Origin of the sequence: Caballeronia sp. EK (assembly GCF_014384845.1) — a bacterium.
GTDB classification, from domain to species: Bacteria; Pseudomonadota; Gammaproteobacteria; order Burkholderiales; family Burkholderiaceae; genus Caballeronia; species Caballeronia jiangsuensis.
Genome location: NZ_JACSUE010000006.1, coordinates 1 through 19,455, shown reverse-complemented (window position 1 = coordinate 19,455; position 19,455 = coordinate 1). Strand labels below are relative to the sequence as shown.

Here is a 19,455-nt window from a genome sequence, read left to right as displayed (position 1 = left end):
GTTCTCCAGGGAAAAGCGCGTCCCGATTGACGAAGAGCTTGCAGCGGGGTCTGACTCGCGGCGCAACGCTTTCACGCTGACGAACGCATACAGTGGCGCGACCGTGCCGGGTTTGCACCGGCTTCCTCGCACTGCAAGCTTGCCATTCTATGATGATCGGCGGCAAAGTAAAACGATTCCGAATTGCCCTGACGCCCCTTGGAACTCATTCTGTTGTGTCACGCGGCCACGCGTGCGATGAAAACCGGTCACTTTCCCAACGGCGACGAGCTCGCCGAGCACGACGCGCGCTCGCGGCTCGCGCCAAGCTTCGTGGGGCCGCAAGACGCTACGCGCGTGATTTCAGGCCCAGCGCCCGTGGCACGTCAGACGGCAGCATGGATCGCGGATGCATTCGATATCGTCCCCGCGTTCGACGACATCGACTATGGCCGCTGGCGCGGGCAATCGATACGCGAGACAGGCGAACGCGAGCCGGAACATGTCGCTGCATGGCTCGCCGATCCGCAGGCGCGCGGGCATGGCGGCGAGAGCATCGCCATGCTCGCGGTGCGCGTCGCGCATGGGCTGGAGTTCATCGATGGCCTGAATGCGTGCGAGCGCTGCATCGTTGTCACGCATGCGATCGTCGTGAAAGTGGCGCTCGCGCATGCGCTCGGCATGCCGCTCGAATCCGTCTACCGGATGAACTTCGCGCCGCTTTCGTCCACGGTGCTCAAGCGCGCATCGGCCGCCGAAGCATGGAAGGCGGATTTGCCCCATCAGCCGGCCTGAACTTCATCGCTTACGAATCGCTCAAACGAGCAGCGCATCGCATGCGCGGTCCGCTTTCGAACCGATTCAGGAGACTCAGATGGCGCATTACGTGGATGGATTCGTCGTACCCGTGCCGATCGACAAGATCGACGCCTACCGCACCATGGCCGAAGCCGCCGGCAAGATCTGGATGGAGCATGGCGCGCTGCAATTCGTGGAAACCATCGCCGACGACGTCAAGCCCGGCAAGCTCACGTCGTTTCCGCAGAGCGTGCAACAGAAGGAAGGCGAGACCGTCGTGTTCTCGTATATCGTCTACGAGTCGCGCGAGCAGCGCGACAGCGTCAATGCGAAAGTAATGGAAGACCCGCGCCTCAAGGCGATGATGGAGTCCGGCGAGCCGCCGTTCGATCCTCAGCGCATGTTCTTCGGCGGCTTCACGACGCTCGTCGAACTGGAGCGCGGCTGATCGTTTTATTTTTTGACTCTACGGTTAAGGAAACGCATCGACATGTATATCGCCATGAACCGCTTCAAGATCGTGCCCGGCGCCGAGACGGATTTCGAACGCCTCTGGACCAGTCGCGACACGCATCTCAAGGACGTGCCGGGTTTCGTCGAGTTTCATCTGCTCAAGGGCCCGGTGAAGGACGATCACGTCCTGTATTCGAGCCACACGATCTGGGCGAATCAGGCGGCTTTCGAGGACTGGACGCGCTCGGACGCGTTTCGCGCGGCGCATCGCAATGCCGGCGGCGAGACACGCCAGCTTTATCTCGGACATCCGGAGTTCGAAGGCTTCGAAGTGATTCAGACCGTCAAATGACAGGCCGACGCGCGCGCTCGAACGATCGCGCGTTTTTCGGCGAACACGCGCGTTTTACAAGCGTGTGAAAAAAGCGCGCTTCGGATTGGTCGTTTTATCGGACCTTTTTTCAGGCCTTTGCGCCGCGCGCCATGCGCTGCAACGTCGATGAATCGATCGCCGCCGCGCAGATACGGACCGCTTCTTTCAGCGTGCGCGGCCGGCCCTCGCCGAACTGCGATTCGAGCATCGCGACGGCGCGCACACGCTCGTCGCTGCCGAGTTTTTCGCCTGTTGCAAGCTCCAGCACGGAGATGAAGTAAGCCGCGGGCGGTGAGGCGGACGCATGCGGGAGCGCCTTTCGGTTTGCGCCCGCACCTTCGCCACCGTCGTCGTGCGCCGGAATCCACGGGTGCCACTTGCTGTCGTATCGACTTTTCATGGGTCAGTTCGCTGGCTCGATTGCTTTGGCGCATGGCCTGCGCCGTTTATCTCGTGACGCCGTTGCGCCTCTATCATTAAGCAAACCGTCAGCAAGTACCGTTCCAACCGAACTTTCAGTGCGAGCCGTTTTCCTCCGACAAAACCGCGCGCGCGACGCGACACGTCGCGAGATCCCACGCCGCGCAGCCGACCGACTTGAACATCACGGGACGCTCGGCCTTTTTCGGAGCGGCGAGCGCTTCGGCGAGCGCATGCACCGCGTTCCAGTCGACGCCCGCGAGAATGAAATCGCCCGCTTCGTGACGCGCGCCCGCGAGGTCATCGACATAAAGCTCGCTCGCGTGGACGGTCGCGGCGGCGATCTCGGCGGCATCGGCGGTGAAGGCGCCCACGCCGATCACGAGCCGCCCCGCACGCGCGGGCATCGTGTAGACGGGCGTCTTGCTCGTGGTCGCGGCGATGACGACATCGATCGAATCGGGGACCGCGGCGTCGTCGAGCGCGGCGAGATTGCCCGAAGCCGACGCGTGCGCGGCGCAAAACTCGCGCGCGCGTTCGGGACGCGAGCCCTGCACGCGAACGCGCGCATCCGGATAAACGGCGGCGAGCGCCTCGACGTGATACGCCGCCTGCTTGCCCGTGCCGATCACGAGCACTTCGCGCGGCGCGGCGGCATGAAGCGCGCGGATCGCGAGCATCGACACCGATGCCGTGCGCCGCCCCGTCACCGTGGGACCGTCGAGCATGAATTGCGGCACGCCCGTCGCGGCGTCGTATGCGGTGACCTGACCGTGAATCGTCGGCAGGCCGCGCGCGCCATTGCCGGCGCACACGTTCACGAGCTTGTGCATTGCGATATCGGCGGCGCTCGCGGGCATCGACAGCATGACGCCGCCCTCGATCGGCACGACCATGCGCTCCGGACTCACGATGCGGCCGGCCGCGTAATCGAGCATCGTCGCGGCGAGCGTGTCCACGAGCCGGTCATAAGGCACGAGGCGCGCGGTTTGGGCTTCGTCGAAACTCTGGATCGTTGCGGTCATCGTGTTCGCTCGCTGTGGATGTTGAGATGCGGTTGACTGTGCCATCGGCATGCCATCGAAATGCCGGAACATTCTAACGGCGCGCGGCGCCTTGTCACAAAGCGGCAAACCGGATTTGAGCCCGCGCGCGCCGCTTTCTACAATGCCTGAATCGACCGTTGTCATACGACTGCCATCGAATAGCGTCATAATCGCGCCGCCCGCGCCGACCGGTCATCCCGACGACGGCAGCCCAAGAACGCCCACGGAGCCCTTCATGAATCAGACGGAAAAACAGCGCCGCTTCCATGCCGACATCATCGACAGCTATGACGAAGAGTTCGAGATGGAGGTGGACGATCGCTTCCTGGACGGCGAATCGACCTTCTCGGAAGAAGAGCGGGTCTTGCGCAAGACCTATTTCCGCGAGCTGTTCCGTCTGCAGGGCGAACTCGTGAAGCTGCAGGACTGGGTCGTGAACAAGGGGCATCGTCTCGTCGTGCTGTTTGAGGGACGCGATGCGGCGGGCAAAGGCGGCGCGATCAAGCGCATCACGCAGCGGCTGAATCCGCGCGTGTGCCGCGTCGCGGCGCTCCCCGCACCGAACAATCGCGAACGCACACAATGGTATTTCCAGCGTTATGTCACGCACTTGCCCGCGGCGGGCGAAATCGTGCTGTTCGATCGAAGCTGGTACAACCGCGCGGGCGTCGAGCGCGTGATGAACTTTTGCACCGACGAAGAGTATGAGGAATTTTTCCGCTCGGTTCCCGAGTTCGAGAAGATGCTGGTGCGCAGTGGCATCCAGATCGTCAAGTACTGGTTCTCGATCACCGACGACGAACAGGAAGTGCGCTTCGAGGCGCGTATCGAAGATCCGCTCAAGCAGTGGAAGCTGAGCCCGATGGATCTGGAGAGCCGCCGCCGCTGGGAGGCGTACACGGCCGCCAAGGAAGTCATGCTCCAGCGCACGCACATTCCGGAAGCGCCGTGGTGGGTCGTTCAGGCCGTCGACAAGAAGCGTGCGCGCCTGAACTGCATTCATCACCTGTTGAGCCAGGTGCCTTATCACGAGATCGAGCATCAGCCTATCGAACTGCCCGATCGCGTATTCAACCCCGATTATCTGCGCCAGCCCGTGCCGGATGAAATGTACGTTCCCGAAATCTATTGAGGTTCGATGACGCGCCGCGGGTCAGCAGCAGTTGTTGCAGGGGACATGCTTCACGGCGACATTGCTGCGCTGACGCGCCACGGTGTGGCGCAGCGCGAACTGATATGCGTGCTGCGAACCCTTGAGCATCATCACGAACATGACCTGCGCGAGATTGAAGTCGAGCGTGACCATCAGGCGCGTCAACAGCAGCAGTGGCAGCACCACCGCCGGCTGATACAGTTGTTTTGCGATCAAGTCTTTCATCTTCGGCTCCCTATCCCATGAATAGAATTTTAAGGATTGGAGCCCTGCGGATAAACGCTCGGAAGGTGAAGACATATGTTCCGTAAGACGAACAATCGGCCTCGTCTCTTCGATCTGTCTTTTCAGCGGGCGCACTAACGAAATGGCCCTGCTTGGTGCAGGGCCATGTTCACATCACTTCTGAGCGAGACTCGGCTCAGGCACCGGCGTAGGCTTCGCATCGCCCCAGCCGCCGCCCAACGCGCGGATCAGATTCACCGTCGATACCGCCTGCGTGCCCCGCAACTGCACCGACGCGCGCTGCGTCTGCAACACGGTGCGCTCCGCGTCGATCACGTCGAGATAGTTCACCGCGCCTTCGGTGTACTGCGTGCGCGAAAGCTGCGCCGCGCGCACCGACGCTTTCACGGCATCGTCCTGGGTCGCCGTCTGGTCTTCGAGGATGCGCAGATCCGAAAGGTTGTCCTCCACCTCGCGGAACGCGACGAGCACCTGCTGACGATAGCTCGCGACATCCTCTTCATACACCGCGCGCGCATTCGCGAGATTGCCCTTGCGACGGCCGCCATCGAAGATCGGGATGTTCAGCGCCGTGCCCGCGAATGGCCCGAGCAGGAACGTGCGGCTCGACCACTTGAAGAGATCGCCGAGCGTCGCGGATTCGAAGCCGCCCGAGCCCGTCAGCGTCAGCGACGGGAAGAACGCCGCCTTCGCCACGCCGATGCGCGAATTCGCCGCCGCCATCGCGCGTTCCGCCGACGCGACATCAGGACGACGTTCGAGCAGCGCCGAAGGCAGCCCCGGCGGCACGCGCACCGTCACCGGCTTGAGCGGGTTCGCGGCCACCGAGAACTCGGCGGGCGCCTTGCCGAGCAGCACCGCGAGACTGTGTTCCGATGCCGCGCGCAGACGTTGCACCGTCATCGCATCCGAGCGCGCCGTCGCGAGTTCCGACTTGGCGCGCGCAACGTCGAGTTCGCTGATATCGCCTTCGGTATAGCGGCGCTGCACGAGCTTCAGCGCTTCCTCGCGCAACTGCACGGTGCGCGTGAAGACATCCGTCTCGGCATCGAGTTCGCGCAGATTGAAGTAGTTCTGCGCGACATCCGCCTGCAACGCGAGCTGCACGGAGCGGAACAATGCTTCGCTCTGCTCCGTGTCGGCGTTCGCCGCCCGCACCGAGTCCGCCACGCGGCCGAACAGATCCACTTCATACGACGCGCTCGCCTGCGCGCGCCACAGCGTCTGCGCGGGCACGTTGCCATCGGCAGGCAGGAATTGCGATGCCGGCGAGAACTTCTCGCGCGTCGGGCCGAAGCCCGCATCGAGCGTCGGGAAGAGACCGGCGCGCGCCGTCTGGTTGATCGCGCGCGCTTCCTTCACGCGCGCCGCTGCCGCCTTCAGGTTCTGGTTCGCGTCCTGCGCCTGCTTTTCCAGATCGTTGAGCGCGGCGTCGTCGAAGATCGTCCACCATTCGCCGCGCATCATCTCTTCCGAAGGCTGCGCCGTCTTCCACGTGCCCGCTTCCGATGCGTCCAGCGTCTTTTGCGGCGTTTCCTTGTATGCGGACGGCGCGTTGACGTCGGGCTTCTCGTAAGTGGGCGCGAGCGAGCAGCCCGCCACCAGCAACAGCGTGGCCATCAGACTCGATAAAACATGTAGCTTATTCATCATCGACCTCATTGCGCCTCGTAGGAGGCACCGATACCGCGCATCTGCGGATGCGAGCCGTGCTTGTCCGTCACGTGCTCGGTACGAGAGAGCTTGCGCAGGATCACGTAGAACACCGGCGTCAGCATCAGACCGAAGAGCGTCACACCCAGCATGCCGAAGAACACCGCGATGCCCATTGCGTGGCGCATCTCCGAGCCCGCGCCCGTCGACAGCACGAGCGGCACCACACCCATGATGAACGCGATGGACGTCATCAAAATCGGGCGCAGACGCAGGCGGCTTGCTTCGATCGCGGCCTGCACGATGGAGCGGCCCTGCATCTCCAGCTCGCGTGCGAACTCGACGATCAGGATCGCGTTCTTCGCCGACAAGCCCACCAGCACCATCAAACCGATCTGCGTGAAGATGTTGTTGTCGCCATCGGTGAGCCATACGCCGAGCAGCGCGGACAGAATGCTCATCGGCACGATCATGATCACCGCGAGCGGCAGCGTCAGGCTTTCATACAGCGCGGCGAGCACGAGGAACACGAGCAGCACGCTGATCGGGAACACCCACAGCGCCGCGTTGCCCGCGAGGATCTGCTGATACGTGAGATCGGTCCATTCGAACTTGATCCCGCGCGGCAGCACTTCCGCCGCGATGCGTTCCGCCGCCGCCTGCGCCTGCCCCGACGAATAACCCGGAGCCGGCCCGCCGTTGATATCCGCGGCGGTGTAGCCGTTGTAGCGCACGACCATTTCGGGGCCGTATGTCGGCGTGACCTTCACGAGCGACGACAAAGGCACCATGTCGCCATTCGCGTTACGCGTCTTCAGCAAGCCGATGTCTTCCGGATTCGCACGGAACGGCGCATCCGCCTGCACGCGCACCTGATACACGCGTCCGAAGCGATTGAAGTCGTTCACGTAGAGCGAGCCGAGATAGACCTGCATCGTGTCGAACACGTCGGTCACAGATACGCCCAGTTGCTTCGCCTTCACGCGATCCAGATCGACATTCAACTGCGGCACGTTGATCTGATAGCTGGAGAAAGTAGGTCCGAGTTCGGGCGTCTGCGATGCGCGCTTGATGAACGCCTGGGTGGCATCGGCGAGGGCCGCATAGCCGAGCGCGCCGCGATCCTCGAGCTGCATCTTGAAGCCGCCGAGCGTGCCGAGACCGAGAACCGGCGGCGGCGGGAACACGGCGATGAACGAACCCTTGATGCCCGCGTACTTCTGATTCAGCGCGCCCGCGATGGCATTCGCGGACAGCGCCTTGTCATGCACACGCTCCTTGAAGGGCTTCAACGTGACGAACACGATGCCCGCGCTCGACGAGTTGGTGAAGCCGTTCACCGACAAGCCCGGGAACTCCACCGCGCTTTCCACGCCCGACTGCTTGAGCGCGATATCCGACATCTGCCGGATCACGCCTTCGGTGCGGTCGAGCGATGCGCCGTTCGGCAGTTGCGCGAAGCTGATCAGATACTCCTTGTCCTGCGCGGGCACGAAACCGCCCGGCACGACCTTGCCCATCAGCACGGCGCCGGCGAGCAGCACGGCATACACGGCCATCATCACTGCCTTGCGATTGATGACGCTCTTCACGCCCTTGCCGTACGCATCCGAGCCGCGATGGAACACCTTGTTGAAGCCGCGGAAGAAGCCGCCGAACACGCGGTCCATGCCTCGCGTGAGCCAGTCCTTCGGCTCGTCGTGACCCTTCAGCAGCATTGCAGCGAGTGCGGGCGACAGCGTCAGCGAGTTGAACGCGGAGATCACCGTCGAGATGGCGATGGTCATCGCGAACTGCTTGTAGAACTGGCCCGTGAGACCCGACATGAACGCGAGCGGCACGAACACGGCGACCAGCGTCAGCGCAATCGCGATGATCGGCCCGCTCACCTCCCGCATTGCCTGATACGTCGCGTCTCTCGCCGATAAGCCCGACTCGATGTTGCGCTCCACGTTCTCGACGACCACGATCGCATCGTCGACGACGATACCGATTGCAAGCACCATCCCGAACAATGACAACGCGTTGATCGAGAAGCCGAACGCGAGCAGCAGCGAGAACGTACCGACGATCGATACCGGCACCGCGAGCAACGGGATGATCGACGCGCGCCACGTTTGCAGGAACACGATCACCACGAGCACCACCAGCGCGATCGCTTCCGCGAGCGTGTGGATCACCGCTTCGATACTCGAACGCACGAACTGCGTCGGGTCATAGACGATCTGATATTCGAGGCCCGCCGGCATGTCGGCCTTCAGCTCCTTCATCGTCTTGCGGACTTCGTCGGAGATCTGCAGCGAGTTCGCGCCCGGCTGCTGATTGATTGCGATCGCAACCGCCGACTTGTTGTCGAGCAAGGAGCGCAAGCCATATTCCGATGCGGCGAGTTCGACGCGTGCCACATCGGAGAGATGCGTCACCGCGCCATCCGGCGATGTCTTCAGCACGATGTCGCGGAACTCCGACTCGTTCTGCAAGCGGCCGCGCGCATTCACGTTCAGTTGCAGCGGCACGTTCGGCAGCGTCGGCGAACCGCCGATCACGCCGGCCGCGACCTGCACGTTCTGCTCGCGGATCGCGTTGACGACATCGGTCGCCGTCATGCCGCGCTGCGCGACCTTTTGCGGATCGAGCCAGACGCGCATCGAGTAATCGCCCGAGCCCCACAACTGCACTTCGCCCACGCCCGCGATGCGTTCGAGCCGGTCCTTCACGTTGATCAGCGCGTAGTTGCGCAGATACGTCATGTCGTAACGGCCGTTGGGCGAGTTCAGGTGAACCACCATCGTCAATGTCGGCGATGACTTGATCGTCGTCACGCCGAGACGCTGCACGTCCTGCGGCAGACGCGGCAATGCCTGGTTCACGCGGTTCTGCACGAGCTGCGTGTTCTTGTCCGGATCGGTGCCGAGCTTGAACGTGACCGTGGTCGTGAGGTTGCCGTCGCTATTCGCTTGCGACTGCATGTAGAGCATGTCCTCGACGCCGTTGATCTGCTCTTCAAGCGGAGAGGCCACGGTTTCCGCGATCACCTTCGGGTTCGCGCCCGGATACTGCGCATGCACGACGACCGAAGGCGGCACGACTTCCGGATACTCGGAGATCGGCAGCTTGAACATCGCGATGATGCCCGCGAGCAGCACGACCACCGATAGCACGCCCGCGAAGATCGGACGGTCGATGAAAAATTTGGATATGTTCATGACGGGTTCTGTCTGTTGCGGATGACGCGCATCACTGCGTGGATGCCGTCTTCACGGCGGGCGCGGGTGCAGCGCCGCTATCGTTCATCGCGACGTTGTTGGCCTTGATCACATCGTTGGGACGCACGCGCTGCAGGCCATTGACGACGATGCGCTCGCCCGGCTGCAGGCCCTTCGAAATGACACGCAAACCTTCATGCGTCTGGCCGATCGTCACCTCGCGGTACTGCACGCGGTTGTCCTTGTCGACGACCATCACGTACTTCTTGTCCTGATCGGTGCCGATGGCTTCGTCTTCCACGAGCACGGCCGGGTGCGGCGTGCCGCCGCCCACTTTCACGCGCGCATAGAGACCCGGCACGAGCGTGCCGTCCGGGTTGTTGAAACGTGCGCGCACGCGGATCGTGCCGGAGGTCGTATCGAGCCGGTTATCGACGGAATCGACGACACCTTCGCGCGAATAGCCGTCCTCGTTCGCGAGCCCGAGCGACACCGGCACCGCGCTGCCCGCATCGCGGCCGAGATAACGCAAGTACGTCTGTTCATCGACATCGAACGATGCGTAGATCGGCGACACGGACACGAGCGTCGTCAGCAACGGCGCATTCGCACCCGTCGACACGATGTTGCCCACCGTGAGCTCCGCGCGCGACACGCGTCCCGCGACCGGCGCGACGATATGCGTGTAGGTGAGATTGATCTTGGCGGTTTCGAGCGCAGCCTGCGCGGCCTTCAGGTTGGCGACGGCCTCGCGCGCGGCGTTCTGCTTCTCGTCGTAGTCGCGCTTGGCGATCGCGTTATCGGCGAGCAGCCGTTCCGCGCGCGCCGCATCCGTCGACGTGTAGCCGTTGCGCGCCTGCGCCGCCGCGAGTTGCGCCTGCGCGCGATCCACTTCGGCTTCGTACGGACGCGGGTCGATCGTGAAGAGCGCATCGCCCTTCTTCACGAGCTGGCCGTCCTTGAAATGCACCGCGACGATCGTGCCCGGCACGAGCGGGCGAATGTCGACGTGATCGACCGCTTCGAGACGGCCCGAATAGCTCTGCCAGTCGGTGATGGTCTTCGACACCACGGCCGCTACATCCACTTCCGTTGCGGTCGGACTGTGGGCGGCGGCTTTGGCTTCGTTCATCGCTGAGTCGCCGTGACCGCGCCAGGCGGTGTATCCGCCCGCGCCAACGATGATCAGCGTCGCGCCTAGCGCGGCGTAGATGCGTTTGCGAGTGAAAGACATGGTGAGAGGCTCCGGTTGATTTGAGATTGTTGTTGTGTGGTGCGTGCGTGGCGTGCCGTTTCTTGCGCTTAACTTCAGCGCTTACTTCGCGCGCGCCAGGCGTTTTCTGAAGAACACGACGACATCGGCGAGCGCATCGGGATGCGCGGCGAGCGCCTGATGCGAGGTCTTGCCATGACGCGTCACTTCGGTCGGCACGCCCGCGGCGATCAGTTCGCCCGCGTATTTCTCCGCTTCGATATGCAGCAGGTCGTGCTCGGCGCTCGCGATGATGGCGGGAGGCAGGCCACCGAGACGGCGCGATTCGAGCGGCGCGGCATACGGATGCAGGCGTTGCGAAGGATTCGGCAGATACGCGCGATACCACTGCGCGCATTCGCACGCTTCGAAATCGGGGCACAGCACTTTGCGTTCGTCGGCGAGGCGCGTCATGCTCGGATCGAGCAGCGGTGCGAGCAGCGCTTGCGCGGACATGCGAATATCGCCACGATCACGTGCGATCGCCGCGACGCAGGTCGCAAGATTGCCGCCCGCGTCGTGACCGGCAACGCCGATACGCTGCGGGTCCGCACGCTGCGCGCGGGCATTCGCGACGGCCCACTGCGCCGCGCGATAGCCGTCCTCGGGCGCGGCGGGGAACGGAAACTTCGGCGCGAGCGAATAGCCGACCGATACGACCCACGCGGGCGTATCGCGGGCAATGGTCGCAGCGGCGGTGTCCGCGTCATCGAGTCCGCCGCGAATAAAACCGCCGCCGTGGAAGTAAAGAACGATGGGCAGCACCGTGCCATCCGATGCGGGACGATAGCTGCGCAACGTGATCGGCTGCGCGTGTCCCATGATGTGCACATCTTCGATGCACAAACGGGGGCTCGACTCCAGATCCAACAGTGATGTCATGGTTATTCTCGGTGCATGGCCCGTGCTGCAAGGCCGTCACGCATGAGTTGCGATGCTGCGAATTCTGGAGTCCGCGCCTTTTTTAATAAATGCCTATAATCCGGCAACACAATTCGGTCGCACCGAACAATCGTGGTTATCCCTTGCGATTGTTTATCCGGCTATTTTTTTAGCGCTCGCTTAAATAGTTGCGACGCTAAGTAAAGAAGGTGAGAGAACATGGATCGGCTACAAGCAATGCAGGTCTTCACCCGCGTCGTCGACACCAACAGCTTTTCGCGCGCAGCGGACACGCTCAATCTGCCGCGCGCCTCAGTCACGACGATCATCCAGAATCTGGAAGCGCATCTGAACGTGCGCCTGCTCCAGCGCACGACGCGCAGGCTCAATCTCACGCCCGACGGCGCTGCGTATTACGAGCGCTGCGTGCGCATCCTCGCGGATATCGAGGAAGCGGAAGGCTCGTTCTCGAACAATGGCAAGGGACCGCACGGCAAGCTGCGCGTGGACATGCCGGGCGCGATCGGGCGGCTCATCGTGATGCCGCAGCTGTGCGATTTCCATACGCGCTACCCGGAAATCGAACTCATGATGGGCTTCGGCGACAAGCCGGTCGACCTCATCCAGGAAGGTGTCGACTGCGTGATTCGCGTGGGCACGCTGCAGGATTCGAGTCTCGTCGCGCGCCGCATCGGCGTGTTTCAGGGCGTGACGGTGGCGGCCCCGCAATATCTCGAACGCAACGGCACGCCGAAAACGATCGAGGATTTGCAGAATCACACGGCGGTGAATTATTTTTCGAGCCGCACGGGACGCGTCATGGATATGGACTTCGTCATCGACGATGAAACCATCGAAGTGAAGATGCGCGGCATGATCGCGGTGAACGACGCCGAAGCGTATCTGAGTTGCGGGCTGAAGGGCGTCGGCATCATTCAGGTGCCGCGCTTCATGGCGTTGCCGCATCTGCGCGCGGGCGAGCTCGTCGAAGTGCTGCCGCAATGGAATCCGCTGCCGATGCCGATTTCCGCGGTGTATCCGCATAATCGGCATCTGTCGCCGAAGGTGCGCGTGTTCGTCGACTGGGCAGCCGAGTTGTTCGAACGCTGCCCGCTTCTGCAAGGCCAGAAGGATGCGGAAGAACGCTGCCTGCCGACGAGCACCGCATCGCCCACGATCGTGCGGCATGGCACGCCGGAGGTTGCGGGCACCGAGGATGTCATTGCATAGCGGCTTTGCACAAGACCAACGATGAACGAAAGCATCACCGTGCGCCGCGTCGGCGCGAATGAAGCATCGGGGTATGTGGAAGCGCTGGCGGACGTGCTGATCGATTGCGTCGAAGGCGGCGCGTCGATCAGTTTCATGCCGCCGATCTCGCGTGCCACAGCTATCGAATTCTGGACACGCGTGATGCACGGCATCGCGCGTGACGAGCGCATCCTGCTCGTTGCGGAGAACGCCGAAGGGCATGTTCTGGGCACGGTGCAGATCGTCACCGATCAGCCCGAGAATCAGCCGCATCGCGCGGATGTCGCGAAGATGCTCGTCGCGCGTCGGGCACGGCGACGCGGCATTGCACAGCGTCTGTTGATCGCCGCCGACGAAGCAGCGCGCGCCGCGGGCAAGTCGGTTCTCGTGCTCGACACCGTTACCGGCGGCGATGCCGAGCGCCTCTATGAACGCGCGGGATGGCAGCGTGTGGGCGTCGTGCCGAACTATGCGTTGATGCCCGACGGCACGTTTTTGCGGCACGACTTTCTTCCATAAGCAACTCGCTTAGCGGCGCGCAAACGCCCGCCCCACAAGCCTTCACGCGATTATTCGCCGAAATCGATAAATCTATTCGCTGATACGGCATTTATCCCCCTCTGCGACGCGACTACATTCATCCCTAACGCAGCGTGCTCATCCGTCAATTGCAATCCGCATTTGCCCGCACGCAGCATCGGAATGAAAGGAGTCGCAAGCATGAAGCAGCTCATCACGGGGTTCTCTCTCGCAGCCATTTCCGCCGTCGTCACGACAACCGCGTTCGCGGAAGGCGGTCAGGGTATCGGCCGGGCAGGCACGTATCAGGTTCAGACGCAAACGCAAGCGACTTCGAGCGATACGCCGAAGACACGCGCACAAGTTCGCGCCGAACTCGTGGCCGCCTATTCGAACGGTTCTCTGCCGGCATTGAACCGCAATTCGTATCCGGAACGCAGTATGTGGGGCGATGCCGTCGCCGCTCAAAGCGAGCAAGGCGCACGCGATGCGGCGCAGGCGGAAGCGCGCAACCGTGAGATCGTCGGGTATGCCAACGGCTCGGCAACGCAAGGCAACGTAACGGCGCGCTGATCACTCCGTCAGAAGAAGATTCAAGAGGTCATCATGTTTGAAAACACATCACTCGATCAGTTCTCGCTTCTCGACGAACTTCCTGCACTGACGCCGGTATGGCATCCGTTCACGCAACACACCGCGCATACATCGGCTGTTGTGCAAGAGACGAAGCAAGAGAGCACTGAACGCTCGCACTGAGCGTGACATGAAAGGCGCGGACAAAAGCCCGCGCCTTTTTTTCTTCAACTCAACCGCACGCCCCGATTTCGCCGCATGCCGTGCAGAAGTCGCAGCCATCCTTGCGGATCACTGCATTGGCACCGCACGTCGCGCATTTTCGGCCGTGCATCAGGGGAAGGCTATGCGGATCGATCTCGCTTCGCGCGATACCCTCGGATACCTCTTCGCGTTCATCGGCTACAGCTACCGGATGCGGCGCGCCATCGGCACGCTTGCGCGCAAGCACGCGCGACGGTACCTGGTTTCCTTCTGCGTCGAGAAAACCGCGGCGATAAAGAATCTGCTGGATCGCATACGCTAGCGCCGCGACTTCCGAATCGTGCCAGCGCGGACTGCGATGTCCGTCGAGCCGTTCGACATCGCCGAGACGCACCTGACCGCGATCCCACGACACCTTGCGCATATCCTGCAGCGTGCGCGCCGCGAAACCGCCGCGCGCGGCAAGCGAGAGCGAACGCATCGTCGCCGTGATCCATTGCTGCGATTCGTCGCGCTGCCCCGTGGGAATGAAGAACTCGATGGGCCGCTCGATCGTCACGTCCTCGCCGCCGATACGCCCCGTCACTTCGATGAACGACACCGCGAGATAAAGCGACTTCTTTCCCGCCTGCGTCAGATACTCGACCTTCTCGATGATGCCGGGCAACTCGCCTCTCGGCCGATGATCGATCGCAATGCGCAACGGATCGAGATCGAGCTCGGGGTCCGGTGAATCGCTCGGCGTTTCGGCGGGCGTGACGGAAAGCACCGCGCCCAGGGTCTCGTTGGGCCGGTATGTCGCGAGTCCCTTCAATCCGCGCCGCCATGCTTCGAAATAAAGATCCTGAAACTTGTCGAAGGGATAATCGGCGGGCACGTTCACGGTCTTCGAAATCGACGTATCGACGAACGGTTGCACCGCGGCCATCATCTCCATGTGATCGTGCGCGGACATCTCCAGTGCGCTCACGAAGTACTCGGGCAGCGCGTTCACGTCGCCGCCCATCTCGCGATAAAGCCGATACGCATGATCTTCGACGGGGAAGGTCTGACGCGTGCCATCCGCCATGCGCTTCGTGCGTTGATAAGTCCACGAGAACGCGGGCTCGATGCCATTCGACGCGTTGTCCGCGAACGCGAGGCTCACGGTGCCCGTCGGCGCTATCGACAGCAGATGACTGTTGCGGATGCCGTGCTCGCGTATCGCGCTCTTGATGTCGTCGGGCAGGCGCGAGGCGAACGTGCCCTCCTCCAGATAACGCTTCGCATCGAACAGCGGAAACTTGCCGCGCTCTTTCGCGAGCTCGACCGATGCGCGATACGCCTCGTCACGCATCGTGCGTGCGACTCGTATAGCGAAGTCGCGCCCTTCCTGCGCGTCATAGCGCAGGCCGAGCATCACGAGCGTATCGCCGAGGCCTGTGAAGCCCACGCCGATGCGGCGTTTCGCGGCCGCTTCGCGCGCCTGCTCCTCGAGCGGCCAGAGCGTGACGTCGAGCACATCGTCGAGAAAGCGCACTTGCGTGCGCGTCGTGCGCGCGAGTGCGTCCCAGTCGAAGGACGGTGCGCCGCCACGCATCTGCGCGAACGGATCGTGCACGAAGCGCGTGAGATTGAGCGGACCGAGATTGCAGCAGCCGTATGCGGGCAGCGGCTGTTCGCCGCACGGATTGGTCGCGCGGATCGATTCGACCGCGCGCAGATTGTTGTCGTCGTTCATGCGCGACATGAACACGACACCCGGCTCGGCGACATCGTAAGTCGAGCGCATGATCGTGTTCCATACTTCGCGCGCGCGCACTTCGCGATAGACCCAAAGACTGTCCTCGCGCTGATGCATGTCCTCGGCCGCGCGCTGCGCCGGTGAAGGCTCGGCCTTATGCACGAGTTGCCAGGCGGCGTCATCGGCGACGGCCTGCATGAACTCGTCGGTCACCGCGACCGACACATTGAAATTGTTCCAGCGCCCTTTCGTATGTTTTGCCGCGATGAATTCGAGCAGGTCGGGATGCGAGCAATCGAGAATGCCCATTTGCGCGCCGCGCCGCGAGCCCGCGCTCTCGACCGTGCGGCACGATGCATCGAACACGTCCATGTAGCTGCATGGACCCGACGCCGCCGATCCCGTCGAATGCACGCGCGCGCCGCGCGGACGGATCGCGGAAAAGTTATAGCCGACGCCGCCGCCGCGACGCATCGTCTCGGCGGCCTGCAGCAACGCGACGTAGATGCCCGGCAAGCCGTTGGCATCGACGCTCTGTATCGCGTCGCCCACGGGCTGCACGAAGCAATTGATGAGCGTCGCGTCGATGCCCGCGCCGGCCGCGCTCATGATGCGCCCCGCGCCGAGCGCGCCGCGTTTGAAGTTATCGACGAACTCCGCTTCGATCTTCGCGCGCGCCTCTTTCGGCTCGGCAAGTGCGACACCGCGCGCCACGCGGCGATAAATATCCTCGACGCGCGTCTCGTCGCCCTTGGCATATTTTTCGAGCATCACGTCGATGGAGAACTGCTGCGGTGCGAGAGCGGTGCTGGGATTGTCTTCTGCCATGTCGGAGATCCTTTGATTGCTGCGCCTCGCGCGATGGGGTCGGAAAAGCGTTGCGCGCGCTGGCGTGAAGTGCCGCAAAGGCAATGCCCGACGATAGCGCGAATTCTCCGCGCTCGCCATCGACCCGTTAAACTCGTCTGATCGAAACCAAAGCAATCAGCCGACCATACGCATGAACTCGCGTCATCCGCCGCTCTTCGGCATTTCGGGCCGCTCGGGCCAGGGCAAGACCACATTGATCGAAGCGCTGTTGCCGTGGCTGCGCGCTCGCGGCATCACGGTCAACGTCATCAAGCACAGTCATCACTCGATCGAACTGGAGCCGCCGGGCAAGGACAGTGCGCGCTTTCGCCGCGCGGGCGCAGGGGAAGTGCTGATCGCGTCGCCCTACCGGTATGCGATCGTGCGTGAGTTGAACGGCGACGCGGAGCCGCCGCTTGCCGAGCTGGCTGCACGCCTGTCGCACGCGGACCTCGTGATCGTCGAAGGATTCGCGCGCGAAGCGATGCCGCGGCTCGAAGTCGTGCGGCCATCGGCGGGCCGCGATCCGCTCTACAGGACCGATGTGGAGATAGTTGCAATTGCAACCGACGATGCCGCCGCGATCGAGTCGAGCTTGCCGATGCTCGATCTGAACGACGTCGCGAGCATCGGCGCGTTCATCTGCGAACGCGTGGGCATCGTGCTGAAGGATCAGCTCGCGGCGAGACCGTGACGCGCCATCGCGAGCGCTTCTTTCAATACATCGTTATCGCCGATGTGATTCGCGAGCAGCAGCACGAGCTTCGCGTTGAGCATCTGGCTCGCTTCGTCGGAGAGTCCGTTGTGCGTATCGATGAGGCGCTCGTAGAACGCATCGTGATCCGCGATATTCAGTTCGAGATTGAGCTTCATACGATTCATCATCCGTTGCAGGTTGCACGTTTGACCGCGGCCGTAACCGATGCGGCATCGAAGGCGCGCCAGCGCGCGCACACGTGTTGATCGGGACGCAGCAGATAGAACGTGCCGGGCCGTGCATCGAAGCGATGCGCGACCATGCCTTCCATATCTTCGATCACGGTCACGCCCGGCACGCTGCAGGTCATGCCTCTCGGCACGACGATGAGCGCGCGCACGGGCAACGGCGCGTTCGCTAACGCGGCGAGGCTTTGCGCGCAGACATCGGGGCCGTGACCCAGTCCGCAGAAATAGATGCCAGTGAATGCGCCGCCGTGGGTCTGAGGCAAGAGCCACGCATCGCGGTCACCGACGCGCACGGGCGCATCCACGCACGGTGCGCCGGGAATCATCGCGCTATCGAAGGTGTCGCCGTCCGCGTCGGGCGTATTGAGCGTCGAGTCGCGCAGGACCGCCGGCACCGAAAGACGTCCGCTGTTCGCCATGCGCCGCGCGAAGGCGCAATCCTTCGCGAGATTGAGCGTCGCGTCGCGAAAGAGGCGTGATACCGCGCTCTTCGGCGTGATGAAGTCGGTGGCGCGTGTCGAGTTGAGGATGTTTTCGTCGGCGGCGTATTCCCGTTCCGATGCGTAGGTGTCGAGCAGCGTGTGCGGTGCATCGCCGTTCACGACGAGCTTCAGCTTCCACGCGAGATTGTCCGCGTCCTGCACGCCGCTGTTCGCGCCGCGCGCCCCGAAAGGCGACACGCCATGCGCCGCGTCGCCCGCGAAAATGATGCGCCCATGCCTGAAGCTATCCATGCGCAGGCACGAGAACGTGTACACGCTCACCCATTCCAGTTCGAATTCGGCGTCTTCGCCGAGCAGCGCCTTCACGCGCGGAATCACACGCTCGGGCTCTTTCTCCGCGACGGGGTCCGCGTCCCAGCCGAGCTGAAAATCGATGCGCCATACGTTGTCCGGCTGACGATGCAGCAGCACCGACTGATTCCGATGAAACGGCGGATCGAACCAGAACCAGCGCTCGGTCGGAAACGGCGCCTTCATCTTCACGTCGGCGATGAGGAAGCGGTCCTTGAACGTGCGGCCGTGACTGTCGAGACCGAGGCACTTGCGCATCGGGCTGCGGGCGCCATCGGCGGCCACGACGTACTGTGCCTTGAGCGCATACGTGCCGTCGGGCGTTTCGACCTGCAATTCGACGTGATCTTCATGCTGCGACACGCCGGTCACATTGCTCTTCCAGCGCAATTGCAGTTGCTCCAGCTCCATCGCGCGTTCGGCGAGAAAGCCTTCGACGTAGTACTGCTGCAGGTTGATGAACGCGGGCCGCGAATGCCCCGTTTCCGGCAGGAGATTGAACGTGTAGACGAGATCGTCATGCAGAAAGACCTTGCCGACATTCCAGCTCACGCCCTTCTCGATCATTCTGTCGCCGCAGCCGAGGCGATCGAAGATTTCCAGCGTGCGCTTGGCGAAGCAGATGGCGCGCGAGCCGGTCGAGACCGTGTCGTCGTTGTCGAGCAGCACGGTGCGCACGCCTTGCTGCGCGAGTTCGATCGCCGTTGCAAGACCGACGGGGCCCGCGCCGATCACGGCGACGGGATATGGCGATAACACGGGCGCATCGTGCTCGGGTGCGCGCTCGTAGTCGAAACGCAGACTGGCGTAGTTCACGGACATTCGATCGTCTCCATCGTCGGGCCTTTTGTCGTCTTTGCAAGACGCGTTCAGCTCGGGTGCGAATTTCTTCGCTCTGGGTTAGTTGTTTATCATTGTACAAGTGGTTTTATACTGTTGAATCTAGGTTTACCCGTAGGTTGGTTCCGTTTTGCGGGGTGGGGGTGGGGGTCGCCGGATCCCGGTTTCGTGTCGGTTTATTAGCACTGCCCCTGTGCGGGGCGGCAGTCACTTTCTTTGCTGCTGTGTATAGACCGGGGACATGGTTGACACTTTCGTCGGGGACATAGTTGACACTTTGATCATCGTGTATCGGG

The 19,455-nt window shown here is 62.8% G+C and carries 18 protein-coding genes, 1 pseudogene and 1 riboswitch; of the genes and pseudogenes, 9 read left to right on the top strand and 10 right to left on the bottom strand.

Annotated elements, in window-relative coordinates:
- Window positions 1-25 precede the first annotated feature (25 nt).
- A riboswitch (cobalamin riboswitch) is annotated at window positions 26-151 on the bottom strand.
- Window positions 152-198: 47 nt separating this feature from the next.
- The 3 genes from IAG25_RS18540 (at window position 199) to IAG25_RS18530 (ending at window position 1,582) form a co-directional block, all read left to right on the top strand.
- Window positions 199-774 (top strand): histidine phosphatase family protein, encoded by a 576-nt coding sequence (locus tag IAG25_RS18540; protein WP_187606158.1) that lies wholly within the window; start codon window positions 199-201, stop codon window positions 772-774.
- Between the two features lie 79 nt (window positions 775-853).
- Window positions 854-1,225, top strand: coding sequence for a DUF1428 domain-containing protein (locus tag IAG25_RS18535; protein WP_187606157.1), 372 nt, complete (start codon window positions 854-856; stop codon window positions 1,223-1,225).
- 42 nt (window positions 1,226-1,267) lie between these two features.
- A complete protein-coding gene (locus IAG25_RS18530; protein WP_035503695.1) occupies window positions 1,268-1,582 on the top strand; it encodes an antibiotic biosynthesis monooxygenase family protein in 315 nt (104 codons plus the stop codon).
- A gap of 109 nt (window positions 1,583-1,691) precedes the next feature.
- Here the strand turns inward: IAG25_RS18530 and IAG25_RS18525 are convergent, their stop codons facing one another.
- Window positions 1,692-2,003 carry a hypothetical protein gene (locus IAG25_RS18525; protein ID WP_035503697.1) on the bottom strand — a complete coding sequence of 104 codons (312 nt, stop codon included), beginning with the start codon at window positions 2,001-2,003 and terminating at the stop codon, window positions 1,692-1,694.
- Between the two features lie 115 nt (window positions 2,004-2,118).
- Window positions 2,119-3,048 (bottom strand): bifunctional Delta(1)-pyrroline-2-carboxylate/Delta(1)-piperideine-2-carboxylate reductase, encoded by a 930-nt coding sequence (lhpI, locus tag IAG25_RS18520; RefSeq protein ID WP_187606156.1) that lies wholly within the window; start codon window positions 3,046-3,048, stop codon window positions 2,119-2,121.
- 256 nt (window positions 3,049-3,304) lie between these two features.
- Here lhpI and ppk2 point away from each other — a divergent pair, with 256 nt between their 5' ends.
- Window positions 3,305-4,201 carry a polyphosphate kinase 2 gene (gene ppk2 / locus IAG25_RS18515; RefSeq protein ID WP_187606155.1) on the top strand — a complete coding sequence of 299 codons (897 nt, stop codon included), beginning with the start codon at window positions 3,305-3,307 and terminating at the stop codon, window positions 4,199-4,201.
- A 21-nt stretch (window positions 4,202-4,222) separates the two neighbouring features.
- Here the strand turns inward: ppk2 and IAG25_RS18510 are convergent, their stop codons facing one another.
- The 5 genes from IAG25_RS18510 to IAG25_RS18490 form a co-directional block, all read right to left on the bottom strand.
- The gene (locus IAG25_RS18510; protein WP_035503703.1) at window positions 4,223-4,447 is read right to left on the bottom strand and encodes a hypothetical protein; all 225 of its coding nucleotides are present in this window, start codon (window positions 4,445-4,447) and stop codon (window positions 4,223-4,225) included.
- Window positions 4,448-4,621: 174 nt separating this feature from the next.
- The gene (locus IAG25_RS18505; RefSeq protein WP_375336529.1) at window positions 4,622-6,121 is read right to left on the bottom strand and encodes an efflux transporter outer membrane subunit; all 1,500 of its coding nucleotides are present in this window, start codon (window positions 6,119-6,121) and stop codon (window positions 4,622-4,624) included.
- A 5-nt stretch (window positions 6,122-6,126) separates the two neighbouring features.
- Complete coding sequence (locus IAG25_RS18500) at window positions 6,127-9,327, bottom strand: efflux RND transporter permease subunit (RefSeq protein ID WP_187606153.1); 3,201 nt, start codon at window positions 9,325-9,327, stop codon at window positions 6,127-6,129.
- 31 nt (window positions 9,328-9,358) lie between these two features.
- Window positions 9,359-10,561 (bottom strand): efflux RND transporter periplasmic adaptor subunit, encoded by a 1,203-nt coding sequence (locus IAG25_RS18495; RefSeq protein ID WP_187606152.1) that lies wholly within the window; start codon window positions 10,559-10,561, stop codon window positions 9,359-9,361.
- 81 nt (window positions 10,562-10,642) lie between these two features.
- Entirely contained in the window at window positions 10,643-11,461 is an 819-nt protein-coding gene (locus tag IAG25_RS18490; protein ID WP_187606151.1) for an alpha/beta hydrolase, read from the bottom strand.
- Between the two features lie 219 nt (window positions 11,462-11,680).
- Between IAG25_RS18490 and IAG25_RS18485 the strand changes: the two genes are divergently transcribed.
- From IAG25_RS18485 to IAG25_RS18470, 4 genes and pseudogenes are all read left to right on the top strand, one after another.
- On the top strand, window positions 11,681-12,691 hold the full coding sequence (locus IAG25_RS18485) for a LysR family transcriptional regulator (RefSeq protein ID WP_187606150.1): 1,011 nt from the start codon (window positions 11,681-11,683) through the stop codon (window positions 12,689-12,691).
- Between the two features lie 21 nt (window positions 12,692-12,712).
- Window positions 12,713-13,244, top strand: a pseudogene (locus IAG25_RS18480) (GNAT family N-acetyltransferase).
- 188 nt (window positions 13,245-13,432) lie between these two features.
- Window positions 13,433-13,804, top strand: a complete 372-nt coding sequence (locus IAG25_RS18475; protein WP_187606149.1) for a DUF4148 domain-containing protein — start codon at window positions 13,433-13,435, stop codon at window positions 13,802-13,804.
- 33 nt (window positions 13,805-13,837) lie between these two features.
- Window positions 13,838-13,987: a hypothetical protein gene (locus IAG25_RS18470; protein ID WP_187606148.1), complete on the top strand. Its 150-nt coding sequence runs from the start codon at window positions 13,838-13,840 to the stop codon at window positions 13,985-13,987.
- A 49-nt stretch (window positions 13,988-14,036) separates the two neighbouring features.
- On the opposite strand, the gene IAG25_RS18465 is transcribed toward IAG25_RS18470, so the two are convergent.
- Window positions 14,037-16,559: an adenosylcobalamin-dependent ribonucleoside-diphosphate reductase gene (locus tag IAG25_RS18465; protein WP_187606147.1), complete on the bottom strand. Its 2,523-nt coding sequence runs from the start codon at window positions 16,557-16,559 to the stop codon at window positions 14,037-14,039.
- 172 nt (window positions 16,560-16,731) lie between these two features.
- Between IAG25_RS18465 and mobB the strand changes: the two genes are divergently transcribed.
- Window positions 16,732-17,274, top strand: coding sequence for a molybdopterin-guanine dinucleotide biosynthesis protein B (gene mobB / locus IAG25_RS18460; RefSeq protein ID WP_187606146.1), 543 nt, complete (start codon window positions 16,732-16,734; stop codon window positions 17,272-17,274).
- On the opposite strand, the gene IAG25_RS18455 is transcribed toward mobB, so the two are convergent.
- Window positions 17,253-17,462 (bottom strand): DUF2783 domain-containing protein, encoded by a 210-nt coding sequence (locus tag IAG25_RS18455; RefSeq protein WP_035503765.1) that lies wholly within the window; start codon window positions 17,460-17,462, stop codon window positions 17,253-17,255. The two genes, mobB and IAG25_RS18455, sit on opposite strands and share 22 nt — an antisense overlap.
- Window positions 17,462-19,141, bottom strand: coding sequence for an FAD-dependent oxidoreductase (locus tag IAG25_RS18450; protein WP_187606145.1), 1,680 nt, complete (start codon window positions 19,139-19,141; stop codon window positions 17,462-17,464). Before IAG25_RS18450 ends, IAG25_RS18455 begins: the two co-directional genes overlap by 1 nt.
- Window positions 19,142-19,455 lie beyond the last annotated feature (314 nt).

Excerpts from the sequence above, each read along its gene's own strand:
- IAG25_RS18535 (WP_187606157.1), top strand. The coding sequence starts at position 854 with ATGGCGCATTACGTGGATGGATTCGTCGTACCCGTGCCGATCGACAAG.
- IAG25_RS18530 (WP_035503695.1), top strand. The coding sequence starts at position 1,268 with ATGTATATCGCCATGAACCGCTTCAAGATCGTGCCCGGCGCCGAGACG.
- IAG25_RS18525 (WP_035503697.1), bottom strand. The coding sequence starts at position 2,003 with ATGAAAAGTCGATACGACAGCAAGTGGCACCCGTGGATTCCGGCGCAC.
- lhpI (WP_187606156.1), bottom strand. The coding sequence starts at position 3,048 with ATGACCGCAACGATCCAGAGTTTCGACGAAGCCCAAACCGCGCGCCTC.
- ppk2 (WP_187606155.1), top strand. The coding sequence starts at position 3,305 with ATGAATCAGACGGAAAAACAGCGCCGCTTCCATGCCGACATCATCGAC.
- IAG25_RS18510 (WP_035503703.1), bottom strand. The coding sequence starts at position 4,447 with ATGAAAGACTTGATCGCAAAACAACTGTATCAGCCGGCGGTGGTGCTG.
- IAG25_RS18505 (WP_375336529.1), bottom strand. The coding sequence starts at position 6,121 with ATGATGAATAAGCTACATGTTTTATCGAGTCTGATGGCCACGCTGTTG.
- IAG25_RS18500 (WP_187606153.1), bottom strand. The coding sequence starts at position 9,327 with ATGAACATATCCAAATTTTTCATCGACCGTCCGATCTTCGCGGGCGTG.
- IAG25_RS18495 (WP_187606152.1), bottom strand. The coding sequence starts at position 10,561 with ATGTCTTTCACTCGCAAACGCATCTACGCCGCGCTAGGCGCGACGCTG.
- IAG25_RS18490 (WP_187606151.1), bottom strand. The coding sequence starts at position 11,461 with ATGACATCACTGTTGGATCTGGAGTCGAGCCCCCGTTTGTGCATCGAA.
- IAG25_RS18485 (WP_187606150.1), top strand. The coding sequence starts at position 11,681 with ATGGATCGGCTACAAGCAATGCAGGTCTTCACCCGCGTCGTCGACACC.
- IAG25_RS18475 (WP_187606149.1), top strand. The coding sequence starts at position 13,433 with ATGAAGCAGCTCATCACGGGGTTCTCTCTCGCAGCCATTTCCGCCGTC.
- IAG25_RS18470 (WP_187606148.1), top strand. The coding sequence starts at position 13,838 with ATGTTTGAAAACACATCACTCGATCAGTTCTCGCTTCTCGACGAACTT.
- IAG25_RS18465 (WP_187606147.1), bottom strand. The coding sequence starts at position 16,559 with ATGGCAGAAGACAATCCCAGCACCGCTCTCGCACCGCAGCAGTTCTCC.
- mobB (WP_187606146.1), top strand. The coding sequence starts at position 16,732 with ATGAACTCGCGTCATCCGCCGCTCTTCGGCATTTCGGGCCGCTCGGGC.
- IAG25_RS18455 (WP_035503765.1), bottom strand. The coding sequence starts at position 17,462 with ATGAATCGTATGAAGCTCAATCTCGAACTGAATATCGCGGATCACGAT.
- IAG25_RS18450 (WP_187606145.1), bottom strand. The coding sequence starts at position 19,141 with ATGTCCGTGAACTACGCCAGTCTGCGTTTCGACTACGAGCGCGCACCC.